Here is a 24046-nt window from a genome sequence, read left to right on the forward strand (position 1 = left end):
TGAGTGGCCTGGTAATGCCATAAAAATTAGAATAATTAAATGAGATCCCCGCCTTTGTGGGGAAGTACTATGAAAGTAACAGAGCATATACAAAACGGAAAAGGAAAAACACAATTCTCGTTTGAAATTCTACCTCCTTTAAAAGGGGAGAATATCCATTCGATATTTAAAAATATTGATCCGTTGATGGAATTTAAACCACCTTATATCAACGTCACATATCACAGAGAAGAATATGTGTACAATGAGATGCCTAATGGGTTGCTTGAAAAACGGGTTGTACGAAAACGCCCTGGAACAGTGGGGATTTGTGCTGCGATACAAAACAAGTATGATGTGGATGCGGTACCTCATATCTTATGTGGCGGATTTACAAAAGAAGAAACCGAAGATTTTTTAATTGATATTGGATTTTTGGAAATTGATAATGTGATGGCACTTCGGGGTGATGCTGTTAAAAGTGAAACCTATTTTAAGCCTGAAAAAAAAGGACACAGTTATGCCTGTGATTTAGTTTCTCAAATCAATGACCTTAATAAAGGAAGGTATCTGGATAAAGAATTACAAAATTCGACTCCAACCAATTTTTGTATTGGGGTAGCGGCCTATCCCGAAAAACATATGGAATCCCCTAATATAGAAAGTGACATTCATTTTTTGAAAAAGAAGATTTCAAACGGAGCTCAGTATATTGTTACTCAGATGTTTTTTGATAATGAGAAATATTTCAAGTTTGTCGAGAAATGTAGAAATGAAGGGATCACCATTCCAATTATACCAGGAATAAAACCAATTTCTATCCACAAACATCTCAATGTTGTACCCCATCGTTTTCATGTGGATTTGCCCGAAGCTTTAATAAAAGAGGTGCTCAAATGTAAAGATAATAGTCAGGTTCGAGAAGTGGGCATTGAATGGAGTATCCAGCAAAGCAAAGAATTGGTAGCTGCGGGAGCCCCCTTTATTCATTATTACTCTATGGGTAAAAGCAGTAATATCAAGGCGATAGCTTCGGAGGTGTTTTAGATAAATTTTTCGGTAAAAAAAGAAGGTTGTATATAGGTGGTTTCGTGTATATTTACGCTTCTTAAATTATGATGAAGCAATTCTTATTTTTAATATTCTTAGGAACTTTTGGTATTAGCATGTTCGGCCAGCAAAAAGAGGTGAAGCCCTTTTCGCTGGAAGCCAATTATTTTACGGGATCCATATTAGAACACAATCCAGATATTGCTCATCTTATTACAGAACTGCCGCGTGGTTTTATACTAGCTTATAATAGAAAAACCTACGGTTTTAATGAGTGGGAAGCTCGCTATCGTTATCCCGACTGGGGATTTACTTTTGCCTATCAGGATATGGTTAATCCAATTCTTGGCGAGAATTACTCTTTGTATGGCCACTTTACCTGGTATTATTTTCAAAGGCATTTTAGTATTACGGTGGGGCAAGGGATTGCCTATACTACCAATCCTTATGATCCTGAAACGAATTTTAAGAACAATGCCTACGGAAGCGATCTTTTAAGTTCCACGTATTTGCGTTTCAATTTAGTAAAAGAAAATCTGTTCAAGGGCTTTGGTGTCAATCTGGGAGCAGGAGTCATTCACTACAGTAATGCTAATTTTAAAGCACCTAATAACAGCACCAATACATTCTTTTTTAATGTAGGAACCAGCTATCAATTTGATGCAGAAAATTTCCCTACCAGAATTTCGACAGGAGGCTGGAGAAGTTCAAATTACGCTGAGCCGTATAAAATTAACGTAGCTTTTATGAGTGGTGTCAATGAGGCGGATGTCAATGGTTTAGGACAATACCCTTTTTATACTCTTTCAGTTTTTGCAGACAAACGGATTAATTACAAAAGCACCTTTCAGTTTGGGGTAGATGTCTATTTTTCTCAGTTTTTGATAGAATTGATTAAATTTAGACGCAAAGCATTTCCCGAAGATGGATTGAAAAAAGATATAGATTATAGAAGAGTAGGGGTTTTTATAGGGCACGAACTTCGCTTTAATAGAGTAGCTTTCGTATCACAGGTAGGGTATTACACCTATTGGCCCTATGAGTTTGAAAACCGTATTTACAATAGGCTTGGGTTGAAACGCTACTTTTTTGATGACAGGTTTTTTGCATCAGTAACTGTTAAAGCGCATTATGCAAAAGCCGAAGCAGTGGAATTTGGAATTGGGTACCGTTTTAAAGTTATAGAATGAAAAATTTAATTTACATAGTAATTCTGATCTTATTTTTTGGATGTGATTCTGAAAACGCACCCGATTGTTTTCAAGCTTCAGGGGATATCATACAGGAATCATTTGAAGATCTAGATCCATTTAATAAAATTTTGGTTTTTAATCGTGTAAAATTATATGTTTCTCAAGGTGATACACCTTCAGTAATCGTAGAAACAGGAGAAAACTTACTTAATGAAATTATAGTAAGGGTAGAAGACAGTATTTTAAAAGTAAGCAATAGAAACAGCTGCAACTATGTGAGAGAATATGGGATTACTAAGGTTTTTGTTACTGCCCCAGATATAAATAGAATTCAGAATAGTTCTGGACTTGCAGTAGAAGATCTTGGTACCTTACGATTTGATAAATTGGTGCTGGTTTCAGAAGATCCAGAATTACTCGATGAATTGCATTCCGACGGGGATTTTATTATGGATGAACTTGATGTAAATATCATTCAGATTCGTTCGAATGGGCTTTCTAATTTTTTTCTGAAAGGAAGAGCTAACAGTGGAAATTTTAATGCTGCAGATAGTGATATTCGTATCGAAGCCGGTGAGCTTGAAATACAGAGCCTAACATTTTTCCACCGAAGTACCAATAAAATGATTGTAAATCCGCAACAATCTTTACGAGGTCGTATTGTAAGTCTAGGGGATGTAATTTCTAAAAACCGACCTCCTATTGTAGAAGTAGAAGAGGTCAATCAGGGCCGACTTATTTTTGAGTAGTTAACTCGATGAATACCTTTTCAAGAGTTGTATTTTTTTGGTGTAGCTGAAGAATCTTTAAGCCGCTATCATGAGCAAAATCAAACACCGAGCTTCGCATATCTTCTGCGGTAGTAAAATAAATGTGATAGACAAATCCCACGGTATTTTCTACCTTCAAAACATTGGGTAATTGCTCCAAGGCTACTTCTTCTACACGGTAGTCAAATTCAACTTCAACGATTTGTTGTTTAGAATCTTTTAACTCGCTCATTTGCTTGTCAAGAACTATCTTCCCTTTATTAATGATAATGACACGATCGCAAATAGCTTCAACTTCCTGCATAATGTGTGTAGAAAGCAACACGGTCTTTCCTTTTTGTTTTCCTACACTTTTAATAAGCGCTCTAATTTCAATTAACTGATTAGGATCGAGACCTGTGGTGGGCTCGTCTAGAATTAAAACATCTGGATTATGCAATAATGCATTCGCTAGTCCTACACGCTGTCTGTACCCTTTTGAAAGTTCCCCTATTTTTTTATGAGCTTCAGGAGTTAATCCCGTTTGAACAATCACCTCTTCAATGGCAGATTTTTCTGAGTTATAGACTCCAGAGTTAAATGCGAGATATTCTCGAACATACATATCAAGGTACAATGGATTATTTTCAGGAAGATAGCCTACAGATTTTTTTACTGAAAGCGCATCAGTTGTCACCGAAAAATTATTGACCATAGCATTCCCTTCCGAAGCATTAATATAGGTAGTCAAAATTTTCATCATGGTGGACTTTCCAGCGCCATTAGGGCCTAAAAATCCAACAATTTCTCCTTTTTTTATCGAAAATGAAACTGAGTCCAACGCAGTTTGTGTCCCGTATTGTTTGGTAATATTTTGAACTAGTATACTCATAGAATTTTAAGGTATCACAAAACTACATAATTTTATAGGCAACTATTATAGAATTTTAGCTGAAAGATTTTTAGAGTCTTATTTTATTACCTACTTTAGCACCAATGAAAATCAAGAAGCTAAATACACATTCTCAAATAGGGTGGCAACATACTAAAAACTGTTGCTAGACGAGATTATTGTATGCTACATATTTTAAAAGAGTCTCGTATGGGACTCTTTTTTATTGAACTATAGTTATGGAGAATAAAAAAGAATTAAGAAGTTGGTTAGACGCTTTTGGACTTGATCATCCCTTAGTAATTGCCGGACCTTGCAGTGCAGAAACAGAAGAGCAGGTTTTAAAAATTGCACATCAGTTAAAGGATACAGATACGACAGTACTTCGTGCTGGAATTTGGAAACCAAGAACACGCCCGGGTAATTTTGAAGGGGTAGGTGCTTTGGGTTTAAAGTGGTTGCAAAAAGCTAAAGAGGAAACAGGTTTATTGACCACGACCGAAGTTGCTAATGCAAATCATGTAGATCTAGCATTACAGCATGATATTGATATTTTATGGGTTGGTGCACGTACCACCGTATCTCCTTTTATCGTTCAAGAAATTGCAGATGCGTTAAAAGGCACAGACAAAACTGTACTGATTAAAAATCCTGTAAATCCAGATCTTGCTTTATGGCTGGGAGCTGTCGAGCGCTTTTATACAGCAGATGTAAAAAACTTAGGGGTCATTCATAGAGGGTTTTCTACTTATGAAAAAACTAAATACCGTAATAATCCGGAGTGGCAAATTCCTATAGATTTAAAAAATAAATTTCCTGATCTGCCCCTTATTTTAGATCCGTCGCACATCGCAGGACGCAGAGATATCATTTTCGATCTTTGTCAAACTGCACTAGATCTAAACTATGATGGTTTAATGGTTGAAACTCATTACGATCCAGACAATGCATGGAGTGATGCTGCACAACAAATAACACCAGCTAGATTGGACCAGATGACTGTAGATCTTCGTATTAGAAAAAAAGATACAGAGGCTATGGAATTTAAAAACATGCTGAATACGTTGCGCACACAGATTGATGTGGTAGATGATAAAATTGTAGAATTGATGGGTAAGCGTATGAAAATTGCCGATGAGATTGGCGTTATAAAGAAAGAAAACAATGTAGCAATTCTTCAAAACAAGCGATGGAATGAAATCTTAGGTAGAATGATACAGGATGGAGAGTTACATAACCTAAGTGAAGAATTTATGTTGAAGATTTATAAAGCGATTCACCAAGAATCAATTAATCATCAAAAAAAGATTATCAATGGATAATTTTCAAAAACAATTAAATAGGGTGTCTTTTGCATTAATTTTCAGAACTTTGTAGTGAATGAAAGGAACTGTTTATAAATCTACGGGAAGCTGGTATACTGTGAAAGCAGAAAACGGAACTTTTTATGAATGCAGGCTAAAGGGAAGGTTTCGGTTAGGCGAAATTAAAAGTACCAATCCTGTAGCAGTAGGAGATAAAGTAGGTTTTGAAATAGAAACAAAGGGAGATGAAACTGTTGGAATTATTTCAAGTATTGAGGAACGTGAAAACTATATTATTAGAAAATCTGTAAACCTCTCCAAACAGACTCATATCATTGCCGCGAATGTAGATCTTGCTTTTTTGCTAGTCACACTTAATAATCCGCCCACGTTTACCGCATTTATTGACCGTTTTTTAGTGACTGCGGAAGCGTATGAAATAGAAGCCATATTACTTTTTAACAAAGTAGATACCTATTCTGAAGACGAATTATTGGAAATCAAATTTCTTGCAGCTTTGTATCGAAACATAGGGTATACCTGTATTGGAATTTCGGCTGAAACAGGTAAGAATTTAGAGAAGGTAAAACAGTTAATGACCGAAAAAACGGCTATGTTTTCGGGTCACAGTGGTGTAGGAAAGTCTACGCTTGTAAATGCGCTTGAACCTGGATTGGATTTAAAAACTTCTAAAATCTCACAACAACATCTACAGGGGCAGCACACCACAACTTTTGCCGAAATGTTCGACCTTTCTTTTGACGCTCAAATTATTGACACTCCTGGGATTAGAGGATTCGGTTTGGTTGAAATGGAAAAAGAAGAAGTAGGAGATTATTTCCCAGAATTCTTTAAACTGAAAGGACACTGTAAGTTTAATAACTGTTTACATATTGAAGAGCCACAATGCGCTGTGAAGGAGGCGTTAGAAAATGAAGAGATTGCTTGGTCTCGTTATAAAAGTTACCTTCAAATTTTAGAAGGAGAAGAAGAACAGTATCGAAAAGACATTCACACAAATTCATGAAAGTAGTATTACAACGAGTTAAAAAAGCTTCAGTTACAGTTGAAGATAAAATTATAGGAGCCATTGATCATGGTTTTTTGATTCTCCTAGGCATCGAACATGAAGATACCGAAGAAGACATTGAATGGCTAACCGGAAAAATTGCACGACTTCGTGTCTTTGCAGATGAAAAGGATGCGATGAATAACTCAATACAGGATGTAAATGGAGATTGTCTGGTTGTGAGTCAGTTTACCCTACACGCTTCCACAAAAAAAGGGAACAGGCCTTCATTTATCAAAGCAGCGCGACCTGAAATAGCCATTCCCTTATATGAAGCTTTCGTAAAACAACTGGAACAGGAAACCGGAAAACGAGTCCAGACAGGAGAATTTGGGGCTATGATGGATGTTTCCCTTATTAATGATGGTCCTGTAACAATTGTAATAAATTCAAAAAAAAAGGAATAAAGCATCCTGATTTTTTTATATTGTTCGTCCAAATTATACTATGAAATTTTCTTTTTTTATCTTTTTACTCTTCTCCACTGTATTTGTTATTCAAGGTCAGGAGAAATATAGTATCCTATCTATTCCTACTCAATTTACTAAAAATGCAAATAGTGTTGTTATCCATAAGAAGGTAGGCATAAATGTTTCAGAAGATAAGCTGGAAATCCAAACAGAACGGGCAACGACCGTTTTAAACGAAAGGGGTGACAGAAATGTTTCTGCTATTGCTTATTACGATGAGACTAGAACAATTGAAAAGATTGAAGCCTATGTTTACGACGCATTAGGAAACGAAGTGGAACATTTTAAAAAAAACGATTTTAGGGATATAAGTGTGGCTGATGGGTTCTCTATTTTTAATGATAACAGAGCACTATATCTGGAATATACACCGACCTCATATCCCTATACGATTGTATTTAAATCTATAGTAGAAACAGGTGATACGGCCTTTATTATGCCGTGGTTTCCAATAGATAGATATGCTGAAAGCGTACTCTATAGTGAACAAACAATAACATTTGACCCATCAAATAAAGTACGGTATAAAAAGGAACATATTGATGGATTCGAAATAAAAATAACAGAAACTGAAGAAACACTCCGTTTTGTTGCAGAAAATATAAAGGCATTTCGATATGAAGAGTTATCGCCCGCATTTACTACATTTTGTCCAAAAGTATATTTTGGTTTAGATACTTTTTCTTTGCAGGGAGTGCCGGGCTATGGTAAAAACTGGAGTGAATTTGGTCAATGGATGTATAGCAGTCTTTTGTCAGATGTTAGTGAATTACCAGAAGGAACAAAACAAGAAATTAGAAATTTAGTAGCTTCTGAAACTACAGATGAAGGTAAGGCAAGAAAAATATACCAATATGTACAGGATAAGGTAAGGTATATTAGCGTACAAGTTGGTATTGGTGGTTGGAAACCAATGTTGGCTACAGAGGTAGATAATTTAAGTTATGGAGATTGTAAAGCGCTTACTAATTATACCAAAGCATTATTGGAAGTGGTGGGAGTGACTTCCTATTATACGGTATTGTACGCAGGAGATGATGAAAGAGACATAATGAGTGATTTTTCTTCTATGCAGGGAAATCATGTTATTTTAGGAATTCCAACTGAAGACGAGATAACCTGGTTAGAATGTACCAGTCAAGATACTCCTTATGGCTATTTAGGCAACTTTACAGATGATAGGGATGTAGTTATTATTACTCCTCAAGGAGGTAAGGTAGTACATACGAAAACATATACCCAACAAGAAAATGTTCAAGCCAATACAGGAAATATCATCATAGGCAATGATGGTAGTGCTACAGCGTCGCTAACATCTGTTTCAGAAGGTTTACAATACGATGGAAAATATGCGCTTGAAAAATTAAAAAAAGAGGAATTACTGGACGTCTATAAAAATAGGTGGGGTAATTTAAATGGACTTTCTGTTGAAAGTATTATACTTAAAAATAACAAGGAAGATATTCAATTTACAGAAGAGGTTAAACTTAAAATTCCATCAATTACAAGCAAGGTAGGCAATGAAATGCTTTTAGAATTAAATAGTTTTAACCAAGCTTCTTATATTCCACCGAGAATTACAGATAGAAAGCAAAAGCTTGCTTTAGAAATGGCATATACAGATATCGACGAAGTAACCATTACATTGCCAAAAAATTTAAACTTTGACTCCTTGCCTGAAAACAAACTTCTTGAAACAAAGTTTGGTCGCTATTCTATAGAAGTTGAATCTCTTGATAACAATACAATACAATTTAAAAGAAAACTTTATATGAACAAGGGTACTTTTGCCCCAGAAGACTATAAAGAGTATAGATCTTTTAGAAGAGCTATAGCAAAGCAAGACAAGTTAAAAATCTTAATTAAACCAATTGAATAATGAACAGTACCCAGCAACAAATCGTAAAATTTTCAGTAATTATTTTTATTTTTTTTAATGCTCAATTTGTAGTTAGTCAGGATTATAGATTTGGTAAAGTTTCCAAAGAAGAATTACTTCAAAAAGAACACCCTGAAGACAACGAAGCAGATGCAGCAATTCTGTATCGAGAAGTATCTACAAGTTTTGACTACTCGCAGGATAACGGATTTTACCTTGTCACAGATGTTTTCGAACGCATTAAAATTTATAACAAAGAGGGTTTTGATTGGGGTACGAAAAAAGTAAATTTGAAAAGTGGAAACGGTTCAAGAGAAAAAATTTCAGGATTAAAAGGCAACACTTATTTTCTTGAAGGTGATAAAATAGAAGATGAAAAGCTAAGAAATGATGGGATTTTCGATGTTGAAGTTCACGAATATCTTGAGCAGACTAAATTTACAATGCCAAACTTAAAAGAAGGGTGTGTCATAGAGTATAAATATACTGTTAGGTCTCCATACATTGGAAATGTAGACACTTATAGGCTTCAAGAAAAAATCCCGCTTGATAAAGTTGAGGTTCGATTTGCTGCACCAGAATATCTAAACTATAAAACCCATAGATCAGGTTGGTTGCCGTTTAGAATTGATCAAGAAATAAAACAACGTAATTTAACTTTAAGAACTAAGAAAGAAATAACACAAGTTAGAACAAGCTTAGGTCAAGGAATAATTGAAACTCAAAAAGTAGAATTTAAGGACAATGTTTCAATAATCAATCTTGAGGATGTTCCTGCGATGAAAAAGGAGGCGTATATTGGAAATATAGATAATTATGCAGCTGCTATTAAATTTGAGCTGGCTTACACAAAGTTTCCTGGTGCATCACCCGAGAGTTATGCGACCACTTGGGAAGCAGTTTCAAAATCGATATATGATTCATCCTCATTTGGAGAAGAACTTAAAAGATCAAATTATTTTGAAGATGATATCGATGCAATAGTAAAAACAGCATCAAGTACTGAAGAAAAAATGAATCTTGTTTTCGAATATGTTAAATCGAAGATGACATGGAATGATTACTTTGGATATTACGCGAGCGAAGGCTTAAAAAATGCTTACAAACAAGGAACGGGAAATATTGCAGATATAAATTTAATGCTCGTCGCAATGCTTAGACATGTAGGGTTGAATGCAAACCCTGTACTTATAAGCTCCAAAGCTAATGGAATTCCATTGTTTCCTAGTCGCAACGGTTTTAATTATGTAATTGCAGCTGTTGAAGAGAACAATGAAATTCACCTTTTAGATGCGACAAATAAAAAAGGGGAAATAGATATTCTTGAAACTGAAATTTTAAACTGGCAAGGAAGAATCCTTAGAGATGATAATAGTTCAGACTGGGTTCCATTATATCCAAGTGCTCCTGCAACCGAAAGCGCTCTCGTTACAATTGATATAAACGATGATTTAACACTTGATGGTAGTATCAAATCTAGATACACTGGCCACTATGCATTATCTAAACGCTTCTCTTACTCAAATATTTCTGAAGAGGATCAAAGAAAAAAACTGGAAAAAGATAAAGGCGAAGTAGAGTTTTCAAATATTAAATTCGAAAATCTTGAAACAATAAATCAGCCCGTAACATTAAACTATGACTTTACATCTTACGACGCTGTTGAAGAAATAGGCGGTAAAATATACGTGTCTCCTTTGTCATTTTTAGCTGTAAAAGAAACACCCTTTAAATCTGAAACAAGAAACTATCCAATAGATTTTAGCCATCCCCTAAAAGATAGATATCTTTTTACGATAAACCTTCCCGAAGGCTATAAAGTGGAAACTCTACCAGAAAGCGTAGCTTTTTCATTAGGAGAAGAATCTGGTGAATTTAGATACGCTGTCACTAATAACAATAATACATTAAAGATTTCTATGGAATTATCTATAAATCAGCCGTATATTGGAGCTGAAGCCTATGGAGGTCTTAAAAAGTTTTTTGAATTATTAGTTGAAAAACAAAACGAAAAAGTAGTACTTGTCAAAGCATAGATGGAACTTAAAAACGCACAAAAAATAGTTGATACCTGGATTAAAAAACACGGGGTTCGCTACTTTAACGAACTTACCAATATGGCACAACTCACCGAGGAAGTTGGTGAAGTTGCACGCATCATAGCCCGAAGATACGGGGAGCAGAGTGAAAAAGAAAGTGACAAAAATAAAGACCTGGGAGAAGAGCTAGCCGATGTAATTTTTGTAGTCTTATGTCTGGCTAATCAAACAGGGGTTGACCTTCAAGAAGCTTTTGACGAAAAAATGAAGCTTAAAACAAAACGGGATTACGACCGCCATCATAATAATGATAAACTTAAATAATGTTTAAGCGGGTTATTACACATAAGGGTTTTTTAAAATCAGTTTTTATACTGGGACTTATCTACGCTATCATCCTACTTTTCTTACAATGGGCTATGTTTGGATTTTCAACAGCGCTTTTTTCTGAAGGGATCTCACCCTTATTTATCATTACCTTGCTTGGAGCGGGATTGTTTTGCGGATTTATGGTTAGCTTCGGAAAATTCTGGGGCAAACTCAAAAGAGAGGACTATAAAAACCAATGAGTTCGCTTCAGCTTTCATATCAAAAACCGAGAAATCTACTTTCAGAAATAAATATCACAGGCTCCAAAAGTGAATCAAACCGATTGTTAATTTTACAGGCATTGTTTCCTCAACTTAAGATTAATAACTGTTCCAAAAGTGACGATTCGGAAGTGATGAAAGAAGCGCTTCAAAAATCAAAAGGAAGTATAGATATTCATCACGCTGGCACAGCCATGCGATTTTTAACTGCCTTTTTTGCTGTAAAAGAGGAAGCAGAAGTTATTTTAACCGGAAGTGAACGGATGCAGCAAAGACCTATAGGTATCTTAGTTGATGCCTTAAGAATTTTGGGAGCCGACATTCAATATGTGAAAGAAGAAGGTTTTCCTCCCTTAAGAATTAACGGTAAAACAATTTTAAAATCTGAAGTTGAAATTGATGCTAATGTAAGCAGTCAGTACATTTCTGCTTTGCTGCTTATAGCACCCTCATTACAAAATGGTCTTACGATTAATCTTAAAGGGAAAACAACTTCAAAACCCTACTTACAAATGACGGTGGATCTCCTGTCTCAGATAGGGGTTAAGGCTAAGTTTCATGCGAATAGTATATGGGTTGCTACTGCTCAAAAAATTGATACACAAACCATAACTGTAGAATCTGACTGGAGTTCGGCTTCTTATTTTTATAGTATTGTTGCGTTGAGCAGCCAACTATCAGTAAAACTTATAAGTTATAAGGCTGAAAGTTTACAGGGCGATTCGGCCTTAGTTACGATTTATAAAAAACTGGGTGTACAAACTGAGTTTATGGCTGCTGAAAATTCAATCATTCTCTCAAAATCGAACAAAACATTATCAAATAATTCATTATTGCTGGACCTCTCAGATACACCAGATATTGCACAGACCATTGCTGTAACGTGTTTTGGCTTAGGTTTAAGCTGTAAACTTTTGGGATTACATACGTTAAAAATTAAGGAAACAGATCGTTTAATAGCTTTAAAAACCGAATTGGAAAAGCTAGGGGCTTCAGTTAGTGTAACTGAAGAGACATTACAATTGAAGGCTTCAGAAACAACTAAAAACTTTCAGAATACAGCCATAGACACCTACAGCGATCATCGTATGGCTATGGCCTTTGCGCCTCTGGCAATATGTGATCGAATAGTTATCAACGAAGCAGAGGTGGTGTCAAAATCCTTCCCTGATTTCTGGAAATCGATACAAGAAGTAGGGATATTTTCAGAAATTAAATAATAAATCCCTATTTACTTGACAACCCCTATGCTGAGGTTGTATATTTGCAACTTTTTACCACTAAATTGTACCAACTATGGGAATGAAACTTTCAAATTTTAATTTTGATTTACCTGAAGAACTTTTAGCCGAATATCCAGCTCCTAATCGTGATGAAGCTCGTTTAATGGTCTTAAACCGTAAAGAGCAAACTATTGAACACAAGATGTTTAAAGACATGATCGATTACTTTGATGAAGATGATGTGATGGTTTTAAACAATACAAAGGTGTTTCCAGCGAGATTGTTTGGTAACAAAGAAAAAACAGGTGCTAGAATTGAAGTATTTTTATTACGAGAGTTAAATCCGGAAACACGCCTTTGGGATGTGTTGGTCGATCCTGCACGAAAAATAAGAATTGGAAATAAACTTTATTTTGGGGACGATGAAACACTCGTGGCCGAAGTTATTGACAACACGACATCGCGAGGGAGAACACTTCGTTTTCTTTTTGATGGCTCTTATGAAGAATTTAGAAATAAGCTCACAGAACTTGGGGAAACGCCACTTCCAAAATATATCAAACGAGAAGTAGAGCCAGAAGATGCAGAGAGGTATCAAACTATTTTTGCAAAGACTGAAGGTGCGGTTGCTGCACCTACTGCGGGCTTACACTTTTCTAAGCATCTATTAAAACGTCTTGAAATTAAAGGAATTGACTTTGCCGAGGTTACACTTCATGTTGGTTTGGGTACTTTTAGTCCGGTGGAGGTAGAAGATTTATCAAAACACAAAATGGATTCGGAAGAAATGAGTATTGATCAGGAAGCTGCTCAGATTATTAATTCTGGGTTAAAAAATAAGCGTCGTATCTGTGCTGTTGGAACTACTGCTATGAGGGCATTAGAAAGTTCAGTTTCTTCAAGCCATACCTTGAATGCTTATACGGGATGGACCAATAAATTTATTTTTCCGCCATATGATTTTAGTATAGCCAATTCAATGATCACCAATTTTCATACCCCAAAATCAACGCTCTTGATGATGGTTTCTGCATTTGCAGGACACGATTTTATTAAAAAAGCATACGCTGAAGCGGTTAAGGAAAAATATCGTTTCTACACCTATGGGGATGCTATGTTAATTATTTAGTCTCACTATATTTTAATATCACAAAAAATCCTGTTTTTAACGAATGTTAAACAGGATTTTTTGGGTTATAACGATTTGGTTTTCAAATGTCAGAATAATAAACTATCTTAGTTATCCTTTTGTCTGACAAAGGTTTTGTATTATGAAGAGAACACTACTTTTCTTTATTCTTATGGTACCCTTTCAATTTTCTTTTTCACAAGAAAACGGTAGAGAATTGCCTTATTCTTGGGAATACGATGTAAGAAGTACTGTTGAAACTGTTCGATTACCCGTTTTAGATTTAGCTTCTGTGATTGCCGAAGATGAGATAAATGACAGAGATAAAAGTCAGCCATGGCGCTATGGGATTACCAGACCTTTAACGCTTGATGTTCTAAACACAGGGACCTGGACCGATTTACCTAATGGAGCTCGTTTGTGGCAAATAGCGATCAATTCGCCAAGTGCTATAAATATTAGTGTGAATTATGACAATTTCTTTCTTCCTGAAGGAGCAAGACTCCATATGTATAATATTGATCGATCTGATATATCTAAAACGTACACCAAAAATGAAAATCGGGAGAATAACCTATTGGGTTCCTGGTTTATTGAAGGGGAAACGATTATTATTGAATATTATGAGCCTGACACCGTTCAGGAAGTAGTTCAATTAAAAATAGGAAGTATAATTCATGGCTACCGTTTAGGACAATTACAGGATTATATCAATGGAGAAGGTCGTGGACTTAACGATTCTGGAGATTGTAATTACGATGTTAACTGTCCAATTGGTTCTGATTTTGACGAAAAAAAGGAGATACTTAAAAAAACGGTTGCCCTATTAAATTTAGGAAATGGATACCTTTGTTCCGCTTCTTTAATTAATAATACAAGAGAAGATAAAACACCTTATTTATTGACTGCAAACCACTGCCTAGAAGGTAGTGATCCTGCTTTTTGGTCTATCCGTTTAAATTGGACAAGTCCAAACCCTGTTTGTGGAACAGGAGACGATAGTACAGATGTAGAAACCAATTTTACCATGAGTGGTGCTATTTTACGTGCCAGTAATTCTCTAAGTGATTTTGCTTTGGTAGAACTTAGCAATTCGATACCCTCTTCATGGGATGTAGCATTTGCTGGATGGGATAGAACTGACGACCTGCCTCTTTATGAAGTAGGTATTCATCATCCACAAGGAGATATTATGAAGGTTTCAAGAGATGATTCCGGTGCAGTTCATCAAAATGCAAATGGCAGGGAAGTTTGGCTCATCGGGGGAGTGAGTGTTGGATCAGGTAATGGCTGGGAAATTGGAACCACTGAAAGTGGCTCATCGGGATCACCTTTATTTAATCAGAATGGAAGAATAATAGGACAATTGTATGCAGGACAATCGTATTGTGAGGGTAATCAGAATAATAATGACTTTGATATCTACGGAAGATTTGCTGTTTCATGGGATAGTGGTGACACTCCAGAAACGAGACTAATGGATTGGCTTGATCCTCTTGAAACTGGTGCAAACCTTACAGATACGTTACAAAACCTTCTAAACGTTCCTGATATTGAAACAATAGGTGCTCTCGACATTTATCCAAATCCTGCTGCCAGTTTTATTACTATCGAAAATTTTCGATATCCAGACTTGTCATATTCATTTTATAATGTGGTAGGTCAAAGACTAATGTCAGGATCCATATCCAATTCTTATAATGTGTTGGATATTCAATCATTATCTGCTGGGGTTTATTTTCTTCATATTGTAGACAATGAAAGCAGTCAAGCTATTACTAAAAAAATTATTGTTGAGCGTTAATTTTTTCTTCTGAAGCTCTTTTTTACTAATTCCACTTTTTTTCATGCCATAATGGTTAATTTTGTAGCGAAATGAAAGCTATAAAAAAAGATATACGTGCCCTTACAAAAGAAGAGTTAAGACGTTTTTTTGAAAGTATTGGTGAGCAGCCATTTAGAGGGAATCAGGTGTATGAGTGGTTATGGAGTAAAGGGACCCATAGCTTTGAGGATATGACTAATATCTCAAAGGGAATCCGAATGCATCTTGAAGAAAATTTTGTCATAAACCATATTGAAGTAGATGACATTCAGAAAAGTAACGATGGGACCATTAAAAATGCTGTAAAACTTCATGATGGATTGATTGTTGAATCAGTTTTAATTCCAACAAAAAAAAGAACTACAGCTTGTGTTTCTTCTCAGGTAGGGTGTAGTTTGGACTGTAAGTTTTGTGCTACAGCGCGTTTAAAGAGAATGCGAAATTTAAACCCTGATGAAATATATGATCAAGTAGTTGCTATTGATAAGGAGAGTAGATTGTATCATAACATACCTTTATCCAATATTGTTTTTATGGGTATGGGAGAACCTCTAATGAACTATAAAAATGTACTAGCTTCTATTGAAAAGATTACTTCGGAAGAAGGGTTGGGAATGTCTCCTAAACGAATTACGCTATCAACTTCTGGTGTTCCAAAGATGATTAAAAAACTGGCAGACGATGAGGTGAAGTTTAATCTTGCTGTTTCATTACATTCTGCAATTCAGGAAACCAGAGAACAAATCATGCCGTTTGCCAAAAGTTTTACACTTGATGATTTACGTGAATCTTTAGAATACTGGTATGAGAAAACACAAAGACGTATTACCTATGAATATGTAGTTTGGAATGGAATTAATGATTCTTTAGAAGATATAGCGGCACTAGTTCAGTTTTGTAAATACGTACCTTGTAAGGTAAATATTATTGAATATAATCCTATTGATGATGGTCAGTTTCAGCAGGCAGAAACTTTAGTGATAAATGAATATATAGATGCCCTAGAAAAAAATAAGATTCCTGTCACCGTGAGAAGAAGTCGGGGTAAAGATATCGATGCTGCTTGCGGGCAGTTGGCAAATAAGAAATAAAAAAGGAGGGTATTAATAATACCCTCCTCCTTTATAAAAGCTGTACTTTAAATGTACGCTTATTTTATTGCAATTTTGAATGATTTAACCTGACCTTCAATAGTTACACGAGCGATATACACGCCGCTGTTAAGAGATGCTAAGTTTATAGTTTCATTTGTGTTAGATAAATCACTTGTGATTATCACTTTACCTAATACGTCATAAACTGAAACGTTAGACATAGGAGTATTTGCGCTTAGGCTTAAATTTCTATTGGCATCTACAAAGTGAGAAAACCCTTCAAAAGCGTTGTCATCTACACCTGCAACTGGAATAACTCCAGCAAGAATTGGTGTGTTTGGAGTAGCTTCAAAAGCATAATCAAGGACATTAACTTCACTACTTGTTGGTGCTCCTAATTGAACCCAACCATAATGAGTGTTGCCATCAACTAAGAATTGAATTCCAACATATCCTGGAATTGGATCGCCTTGATTTCCACAAAATTGACTTCCATTAAAACCTCCATCTGCACATAAGTCTCCAAAACTATTGAAAGCTCCAGAAGATCCAATAACAGCACTATAAGAAAGATTAGATGCGTAATAAAAACCAGAATTAGAAGCTGCGATAACACCATTTGAACCAGCAGCAACTTGTGCTAATGGATACCCTGGGTCACTAGTTACTACAATTGAAACGTCTGTCACAGAATCCCCATTGAAATCAATATCAAGTGTAGAAGGAAGCATCCCATTATAATCTGGATCTAGATCAGTGTAGATAACTTGTCCACTTGCATCTGCAACTCCTGCAATCGCTAATGAAAGCGCGCCATACTTTGCAAGATTTTTTGAAAATTCATTTTTTGTAATTTTTTTCATATTTGTTAGGTATTACTTGTTGACTTTTGTTTTTTTACAAAAAAAACCAACAATTAGTTAAAATTATAGAGTAAATATAATTTTTTTTTGTGAATTAAAAAAATTTTGAAAATAGATACTTAAATGAAAACCAATAAAAAACAAACTATAGACTTTACAAATATCCCTTTGGATAGTTCTTTAGGACACTTGGCCTATGGTGATCAGGCTTTCAAAGCTTGGAGAGAATTAAAGAATAAGCAACGTGAAATAGAAAACAATGAACAAAAATAAAACGATATTAATTGGTTGGGACGCTGCAGACTGGAAAGTAATAGGTCCTCTCATAGCTAAAGGTCATATGCCTTCTTTAAAAAAATTGATTAATGAAGGTGTTTATGGTAATATGAGTACTATGAATCCTCCTTACAGCCCAATGTTGTGGAGTTCTGTAGCTACAGGAAAAACACCAGATAAGCATGGAATTTTAGGATTTGTAGAAGTTACTCCAAATCAAAAAGCCCTACGTCCAGTTACAGCTAATTCGAGAAAATCCAGAGCTATTTGGAACATTCTTCATAATCAAGGATGTAAGAGTAATTTAGTAGGATGGTGGCCAACATTTCCAGCAGAGCCAATCAATGGAGTTGTTGTCACAGATAAGTTCCAGAAAGTCAAGACTGATCCTAAAAAGGAAAGTCCCATCGTAAAGGGTACAATACATCCAGAAGATTTTGTTCAAAAATTAGGGAATTTTCGAATGTTTCCATGGGAGGTAACAAAAGAACATATTCTTCCATTTATTCCAAATGCTGCAAAAATAGACCAGACAGCAAAAACAAACCACCTCATTTCTTTTGCTAAAATTTTATCACAAAATGTTTCTATTCAAAATGCAACAACTTATTTGATAAGAGAAACTGAGTGGGATTTTATGGGTGTTTATTTTGATTTAATAGATCACTTGTGTCACGCTTTTATGAAGTACCATCCTCCAAAAATGAAGAATATTTCGGAAGATCAATATGATATGTATAAGGACGTTGTCAATGGAGCTTATCGTTTTCAGGATATGATGTTGGGTAGGGTGATGGAAATGATTGATGATGATACTACTATTATTGTTATGTCGGATCATGGATTCGAATCTGGAGATAAGCGAATTTTTAAAATGCCAAAAGTTGCAGCGGCCCCTGCATTAGATCATAGACAATTTGGAATTTTTGTAGCAAGAGGGCCTAACATAAAGAAAAATGAAAAAATCTTTGGAATGAACCTTATTGATGTAGCCCCAACGATACTTCATCATTATGGCTTGCCAATTGGAAAAGATATGGACGGTAAAGTAATACTTGATATATTTAAAGAAACTCATACTCCAAAAATGATTGAAAGTTGGGATTCTATTGATGGTGATTTTGCAGAGCTAAGTGACGAAAAAGAGGTTGACCCATTATCTGATGAAGAAACAATGGAGCAGCTAATTGAACTGGGATACATAGAGAAACCAGACGAGAAAAAGGAAACCGCTATTCTTAAAACAAAATGTGAATTAAAACATAATCTTGCTAGAGTTTATCTAGGAAAAAAAGATTATGAAAATGCTAAAGTGTTATTGCTTGAACTTACACAAGAGGAAGACCCAATAGATTTAGGCCCTTATTATGTAGATCTGGTTAAGACGCTTCTGAAAATGGATAATTTTGACGAAGCAGAGAAGTACATGAAAAAATTTAAATCTATAAAAACTGAAGTTAAATTTAATACTCATTTTCTAGAGTCAGATATCTTATTAGGGCAGGGAAAAATAGTGAAGGCTTTAAAAGTCCTGTTAGATATCCCTCAGAACAATAGGTTTAGCCCAGAGTTATCATATAAGATAGGAAATATACATTATATTAATAGAGAATTTGATAAAGCTAAAAAATGTTTTGAAGCTTCGATAGAAGCACTACAGGATAATCCAAAATATCACAAGTCTCTTGCTCAAACATTCTATATGTTAGGAAATTATGAGGAAAGTGCAGAGCATGCTCTTATAGCAATAGATCTTGTTAAATATTTCCCTTCTGCTCATTATATTTTAGGTCAAGCTCTTGAAAAACTAGGTGATATAGAAAATGCAAAATTAGCATATGAAACTGCTGCAAGATTAACTCCAAAAAAATATCACATTGCAGAAAAAGCAGTTGAGAATGTAATTGAAAAAATGGAACTTGATTTTGATTTAATTAATAAATCAAACTTTAAGTACAGAGAGAATCAAATTGTTATAGTTTCTGGTCTCCCAAGATCGGGCACATCCTTAATGATGCAGATGCTTGATAAAGGAGGTCTTAAAACTTTAATTGATGGAAAAAGAGAGGCAGATGAGTCAAATCCAAAAGGTTATTATGAATATGAACCTGTGATGACAATTCATAAAGATAATTCTTGGCTTGATAAAGCCCAGAATAAAGTAGTAAAGATTGTTGCTCCTTTATTAAGACACATTAAGAAACAGTACAGGTACAAAATTATTTTTATGAAAAGAGATTTGCATGAAGTAATACAATCACAACGTAAAATGACTGGAAAAGATACAGATATTTTACCTGTCAAACTTTATAATGCATACGTGGATCAATTAAAAAAAGTTGAAGCATGGAAAGAAAGAGAGCCGGGAGTTGAACTTATTTATGTTGACTATGTGGATATGATTAATAACCCAAAACCTGTTGTAGACACAATAGAATCTTTTATTGGGAAAGATCTTGAAAAAGATTTAATGGCCTCCTGTATTGATAAATCATTACATAGAAATAAAGTGAACAATTAAATAATTAAATTACAAAAATGGAGTGGAATAAAAACTACTCCTTTTTTTATCCAAAGCTTTCTAAAGCTATTTGATGTATTTTTGAAATAGTTATGAAAACTGTGTCCAAAATAAAGGCTCCCATTGAATACGAAATGGAACTTTTTGAAAAAAAGTTCCTTATCTCCATGTCTTCAAAGGTTTCGTTGCTCAATCGTATTACGCATTATGTGGTAAATCGCAAGGGAAAACAAATGCGTCCTATGTTTGTTTTTCTAATTGCCAAAATGGTGAATAATGGAGAGCTTAACGATCGTACATATAGAGGTGCTTCTGTTATCGAATTGATTCATACCGCTACATTAGTGCATGATGACGTAGTTGATGACAGCAATCGCAGGCGTGGTTTTTTCAGTATTAATGCCCTTTGGAAAAATAAAATTGCAGTACTCGTGGGAGATTATCTATTGTCTAAAGGGCTTTTATTGTCCATTGATAATAATGATTTTGATCTGCTGAAAATTATATCGGTAGCCGTTCGTGAGATGAGCGAAGGAGAATTACTCCAGATTGAAAAAGCAAGAAAATTAGATATTACCGAAGACGTTTACTTCGAAATTATCCGTCAAAAGACAGCCACACTCATTGCAGCCTGCTGTGCCATGGGGGCTCAATCTGTAAATGCACCTGCAACCGAAGTAGAAAAAATGCGAAAGTTTGGTGAACTCATAGGCATGGCATTTCAGATTAAAGATGACCTTTTTGATTATGGTGAAACTCAGATTGGGAAGCCTACAGGGATCGATATCAAAGAACAAAAGATGACTCTTCCGCTCATTCATACCCTCAATAATGCTTCGGAAAAAGAAAAACGCTGGCTCATAAATTCAGTAAAAAATCATAATAAAGATAAAAAACGGGTCAAGGAAGTTATTGAATTTGTGAAATCCTCTGGCGGATTAGATTATGCTTCAGCACGAATGAAAGACTACCAACAAGAAGCGCTTCAAATTTTATCTCAGTATCCCGAATCTACTTTTAAATCTTCACTCGAGCTCATGGTTAACTATGTCATTGACAGGAAAAAGTAAGAAGGAACCAGTTTGTAGTCTCCATAAACAATTGTCAAGAATATGATTTTTACTGTCAATTGCGCCTGAACACAAAAAACTTTTTTAACCTCCAGGCAACCTTTTTTAAATCATTCTCGTCTTTATAAATAGAAACCATCGCGAAGCGTATAATGAAAATTATCTCGTTACATAAAAACTACACAAAGCTTATTGCAAAGGCAAGCAAGGGTAATAGAAGAGCACAACATGATCTGTTTGAGCTCTTTTCTCCAAAAATGCTAAGTGTTTGTAGGCAGTATGTAAAAGATGTTGATTTGGCTGAAGAGGTCATGCTAACAGGATTTTTAAAAGTATTTACACATCTTAAAAGTTATAAGGCTGAAGGAAGTTTTGAAGGTTGGATACGTAGAATTATGGTAAATGAATCGATTTCAGAGCTTCGGAAAAGTAAAAAATTACAGTTTAATGATGCTGCCGAAATTGAAAATTCGATAGAACATGTGGCCTATATAGAAACTGAAATGGAGGTAGCTGAAATCCAAAAGATCATCGACAGGCTACCGGAAGGATATAAAACCGTATTTGTGTTGTACGCTGTAGAAGGGTATAAACACAGCGAAATAGCCGAATTATTACAAATAAGCGAAGGCACTTCAAAATCACAATTATCTAAGGCACGCAAATTATTACAAAGCGAAGTCAAAAAAAATATAAGTTATGGCACCCATTAAATTAGAAGAACACATCCGCGAAAAATTACAGGAACGCGAGATCCAACCGTCACAGACGGCCTGGTCAAAACTGGAAGGTCAGTTAGGAGAAAGTGATCGAAAAAGCCCTTTTCTTTGGTACGCGATTGCAGCAAGTTTTATTGGAATTATAATCGTGGCCTCTTTTGTTTTTACAAAGGACAAATCGGCCACCGATTTTGTAATTGAAAATACAACTGAAAAAATAGATGCTGAAAAACCTTCAGAAATAATAAAAAATAAAAATGTAGAGAAGCGTATGACCACTATTCCTTCTGAAAATCTTGCGGTAGAACCTATAGATAAGAAAAAGGAAGAAACACTCGCGACTCAAAAGGTTATCAAAGAAAAACAAATTTTTCAGCAAAAAGAAACACCAAAACAACCTATAGCCATCGCTGAAACTAAAAATGAAGAAAAAGCTTTAGAGGTCAAAGAAGTGAATTCAGTTTTTATAAATGACAAGCTTATTGAAAAATCAAAAGTAGAGGAAGTAGTTGCTCAGATCAACTCTATTCAGAAAACAAATAATACAGTCACTACACAAGAAATTGACGCCTTGTTATTAAATGCCCAGCGTGAATTACAAACTCAGCGAATTCTAAATAATTCTAAAGTTGATGCAGCAGCTCTCTTAGAAGATATCGAGTTCGAAATGGAACGAAGCTTTAGAGATAAAGTGTTTGATGCCTTGGGGCAAGGTTTTAATAAAGTGAGAACTGCTGTTTCAGACCGAAATAATTAATCAATAATAAACAGAGTACCAAGTTAAAATTCATCAATCTGCTTCACATCAAGAAGCACTAAAAACCGAACATTATGAAAAAATCTATCTTTTACTTACTACTGGCAAGCATGCTAGTTTCTGTGCCAAAAATCACTGCTCAAGAAGAGAATCCTAAATCTAAAATAGAACTGCTACGTGCTTCAAAAGAGGTTATTATTGCCGAAGAGAAAGAAGCACTTAAAAAGGAGGTCGAAGCTATTATGGCTCGACAGGAAGCTAATGAGATTACCAAAGAAGTAGCAGATGCATTAAAGAAAGAAGCTGCTGAACGAAGAGCTTTAAATATCGAAAACCGCTTAGCTATAATTGATAATAAAATTGCTTTATTCGAGCGTAACGGTGAAGATTCGAGCGAAAATAAGGTGTCTATTTTTAGTGATGGAAAAACAATTGATATCCAGCTAGGAGCGCCAAAAGAACGTGAATATGACCTTAGAACTACAAGCGATCTAGTTTTTGCAGTAGGATTTAATAATGTTATCACCAAAGGAGAAAGTCTGGACGATAGCGATTTCAAAATAGGAGGGAGCCGTTTTGCAGAGTTAGGCTGGGCTTGGAAAACCAGAGTGTTTAAAGAAAGCAACTGGTTACGTGTTAAGTATGGTTTCTCCTTCCAGTTTAATGGTTTGAAACCAACAGACAACAGGTACTACGTTGAAAATGGCGATCAAACAATCTTAGAAGAATATCCATTGGACCTTAAAAAATCGAAATTCAGACAAGATAATCTGGTGTTTCCACTTCACTTCGAGTTTGGACCTTCAGAAAAAATAGAAAAGGAAGATTATTTTAGATACAATACCCATAATAAATTAAAATTTGGAATTGGAGGCTATGCCGGATTTAATTTAAGTTCACGTCAAAAGTTAAAATTTAAAGAAGACGGAGAAGAGGTAAAGTTAAAGCTTAAAGACGATTATAACACCAATAACTTTATCTATGGTGTAAGTGCATATCTTGGTTGGAGAGGGACAGCACTGTATGCGAAATATGATCTCAATCCGATCTTTAAAGACAATCCTATCGAGCAGCGCAATATCTCCCTCGGACTCCGATTTGACATGGACTAATTTTCATCAATCAATTATTTAGTAGCCAAAGCCTTTGAGAAATCAGGGGCTTTTTTGTTGATAACAACTAAGCTTATTAAATGGCTTTCTAAACATAATTTTTAATCTTTGAATACTGAATACTGAATACTGAATACTGAATACTGAATACTGAATACTGAATACTGAATACTGAATACTGAATACTGAATACTGAATACTGAATACTGAATACTGAATACTGAATACTGAATACTGAATACT

The 24046-nt window shown here is 35.1% G+C and carries 22 protein-coding genes; 20 read left to right on the plus strand and 2 right to left on the minus strand.

Annotated elements, in window-relative coordinates:
- The first annotated feature begins 69 nt into the window (after positions 1 to 69).
- The 3 genes from metF to ACFQO1_RS03600 all read left to right on the plus strand — a co-directional run bounded on the left by metF (position 70) and on the right by ACFQO1_RS03600 (position 2971).
- Positions 70 to 1026, plus strand: a complete 957-nt coding sequence (gene metF / locus ACFQO1_RS03590) for a methylenetetrahydrofolate reductase [NAD(P)H] (RefSeq protein ID WP_380216603.1) — start codon at positions 70 to 72, stop codon at positions 1024 to 1026.
- Positions 1027 to 1094: 68 nt separating this feature from the next.
- Positions 1095 to 2219 (plus strand): acyloxyacyl hydrolase, encoded by a 1125-nt coding sequence (locus tag ACFQO1_RS03595; protein ID WP_380216604.1) that lies wholly within the window; start codon positions 1095 to 1097, stop codon positions 2217 to 2219.
- The gene (locus tag ACFQO1_RS03600) at positions 2216 to 2971 is read left to right on the plus strand and encodes a head GIN domain-containing protein (RefSeq protein WP_380216605.1); all 756 of its coding nucleotides are present in this window, start codon (positions 2216 to 2218) and stop codon (positions 2969 to 2971) included. Before ACFQO1_RS03595 ends, ACFQO1_RS03600 begins: the two co-directional genes overlap by 4 nt.
- Here the strand turns inward: ACFQO1_RS03600 and gldA are convergent.
- Complete coding sequence (gene gldA / locus ACFQO1_RS03605) at positions 2958 to 3863, minus strand: gliding motility-associated ABC transporter ATP-binding subunit GldA (RefSeq protein WP_380216606.1); 906 nt, start codon at positions 3861 to 3863, stop codon at positions 2958 to 2960. The two genes, ACFQO1_RS03600 and gldA, sit on opposite strands and share 14 nt — an antisense overlap.
- A gap of 239 nt (positions 3864 to 4102) precedes the next feature.
- Here gldA and ACFQO1_RS03610 point away from each other — a divergent pair, with 239 nt between their 5' ends.
- The 11 genes from ACFQO1_RS03610 to rlmN all read left to right on the plus strand — a co-directional run bounded on the left by ACFQO1_RS03610 (position 4103) and on the right by rlmN (position 16482).
- A complete protein-coding gene (locus ACFQO1_RS03610; protein WP_380216607.1) occupies positions 4103 to 5185 on the plus strand; it encodes a chorismate mutase in 1083 nt (360 codons plus the stop codon).
- A 58-nt stretch (positions 5186 to 5243) separates the two neighbouring features.
- Entirely contained in the window at positions 5244 to 6194 is a 951-nt protein-coding gene (gene rsgA / locus ACFQO1_RS03615) for a ribosome small subunit-dependent GTPase A (RefSeq protein WP_380216608.1), read from the plus strand.
- Positions 6191 to 6643, plus strand: coding sequence for a D-aminoacyl-tRNA deacylase (dtd, locus tag ACFQO1_RS03620; RefSeq protein ID WP_380216609.1), 453 nt, complete (start codon positions 6191 to 6193; stop codon positions 6641 to 6643). The genes rsgA and dtd overlap by 4 nt, the downstream gene beginning before the upstream one ends.
- Positions 6644 to 6683: 40 nt before the next feature.
- Complete coding sequence (locus tag ACFQO1_RS03625) at positions 6684 to 8585, plus strand: DUF3857 domain-containing protein (RefSeq protein ID WP_380216610.1); 1902 nt, start codon at positions 6684 to 6686, stop codon at positions 8583 to 8585.
- A complete protein-coding gene (locus tag ACFQO1_RS03630; RefSeq protein ID WP_380216611.1) occupies positions 8585 to 10621 on the plus strand; it encodes a transglutaminase domain-containing protein in 2037 nt (678 codons plus the stop codon). The genes ACFQO1_RS03625 and ACFQO1_RS03630 overlap by 1 nt, the downstream gene beginning before the upstream one ends.
- A complete protein-coding gene (locus ACFQO1_RS03635) occupies positions 10622 to 10948 on the plus strand; it encodes a nucleotide pyrophosphohydrolase (RefSeq protein WP_380216612.1) in 327 nt (108 codons plus the stop codon). It begins immediately after the preceding gene.
- Positions 10948 to 11193 (plus strand): hypothetical protein, encoded by a 246-nt coding sequence (locus tag ACFQO1_RS03640; protein WP_380216613.1) that lies wholly within the window; start codon positions 10948 to 10950, stop codon positions 11191 to 11193. The genes ACFQO1_RS03635 and ACFQO1_RS03640 overlap by 1 nt, the downstream gene beginning before the upstream one ends.
- Positions 11190 to 12434, plus strand: coding sequence for a 3-phosphoshikimate 1-carboxyvinyltransferase (locus tag ACFQO1_RS03645; RefSeq protein ID WP_380216614.1), 1245 nt, complete (start codon positions 11190 to 11192; stop codon positions 12432 to 12434). The genes ACFQO1_RS03640 and ACFQO1_RS03645 overlap by 4 nt, the downstream gene beginning before the upstream one ends.
- An 82-nt stretch (positions 12435 to 12516) precedes the next feature.
- Positions 12517 to 13566, plus strand: a complete 1050-nt coding sequence (gene queA, locus ACFQO1_RS03650; RefSeq protein ID WP_380216615.1) for a tRNA preQ1(34) S-adenosylmethionine ribosyltransferase-isomerase QueA — start codon at positions 12517 to 12519, stop codon at positions 13564 to 13566.
- 142 nt (positions 13567 to 13708) lie between these two features.
- Complete coding sequence (locus ACFQO1_RS03655; protein ID WP_380216616.1) at positions 13709 to 15370, plus strand: T9SS type A sorting domain-containing protein; 1662 nt, start codon at positions 13709 to 13711, stop codon at positions 15368 to 15370.
- Between the two features lie 71 nt (positions 15371 to 15441).
- Positions 15442 to 16482 carry a dual-specificity RNA methyltransferase RlmN gene (gene rlmN / locus ACFQO1_RS03660; protein ID WP_380216617.1) on the plus strand — a complete coding sequence of 347 codons (1041 nt, stop codon included), beginning with the start codon at positions 15442 to 15444 and terminating at the stop codon, positions 16480 to 16482.
- A 59-nt stretch (positions 16483 to 16541) separates the two neighbouring features.
- Here rlmN and ACFQO1_RS03665 read toward each other — a convergent pair whose 3' ends face one another.
- Entirely contained in the window at positions 16542 to 17348 is an 807-nt protein-coding gene (locus tag ACFQO1_RS03665) for a T9SS type A sorting domain-containing protein (RefSeq protein WP_380216618.1), read from the minus strand.
- Between the two features lie 123 nt (positions 17349 to 17471).
- On the opposite strand from ACFQO1_RS03665, the gene ACFQO1_RS03670 reads away from it, so the two are divergent.
- From ACFQO1_RS03670 to ACFQO1_RS03695, 6 genes are all read left to right on the plus strand, one after another.
- Complete coding sequence (locus ACFQO1_RS03670; RefSeq protein ID WP_380216619.1) at positions 17472 to 17621, plus strand: hypothetical protein; 150 nt, start codon at positions 17472 to 17474, stop codon at positions 17619 to 17621.
- Positions 17608 to 20145: an alkaline phosphatase family protein gene (locus tag ACFQO1_RS03675; protein WP_380216620.1), complete on the plus strand. Its 2538-nt coding sequence runs from the start codon at positions 17608 to 17610 to the stop codon at positions 20143 to 20145. Before ACFQO1_RS03670 ends, ACFQO1_RS03675 begins: the two co-directional genes overlap by 14 nt.
- Positions 20146 to 20237: 92 nt before the next feature.
- A complete protein-coding gene (locus ACFQO1_RS03680) occupies positions 20238 to 21215 on the plus strand; it encodes a polyprenyl synthetase family protein (RefSeq protein ID WP_380216621.1) in 978 nt (325 codons plus the stop codon).
- Positions 21216 to 21367: 152 nt separating this feature from the next.
- Positions 21368 to 21928: an RNA polymerase sigma factor gene (locus tag ACFQO1_RS03685; RefSeq protein ID WP_380216622.1), complete on the plus strand. Its 561-nt coding sequence runs from the start codon at positions 21368 to 21370 to the stop codon at positions 21926 to 21928.
- Positions 21915 to 22691, plus strand: a complete 777-nt coding sequence (locus ACFQO1_RS03690; RefSeq protein ID WP_380216623.1) for a hypothetical protein — start codon at positions 21915 to 21917, stop codon at positions 22689 to 22691. The genes ACFQO1_RS03685 and ACFQO1_RS03690 overlap by 14 nt, the downstream gene beginning before the upstream one ends.
- Positions 22692 to 22765: 74 nt before the next feature.
- On the plus strand, positions 22766 to 23803 hold the full coding sequence (locus ACFQO1_RS03695) for a hypothetical protein (RefSeq protein ID WP_380216624.1): 1038 nt from the start codon (positions 22766 to 22768) through the stop codon (positions 23801 to 23803).
- The last annotated feature ends 243 nt before the right edge of the window (positions 23804 to 24046 follow it).

It is taken from the genome of Jejudonia soesokkakensis (assembly GCF_042664795.1).
GTDB lineage: Bacteria > Bacteroidota > Bacteroidia > Flavobacteriales > Flavobacteriaceae > Jejudonia > Jejudonia soesokkakensis.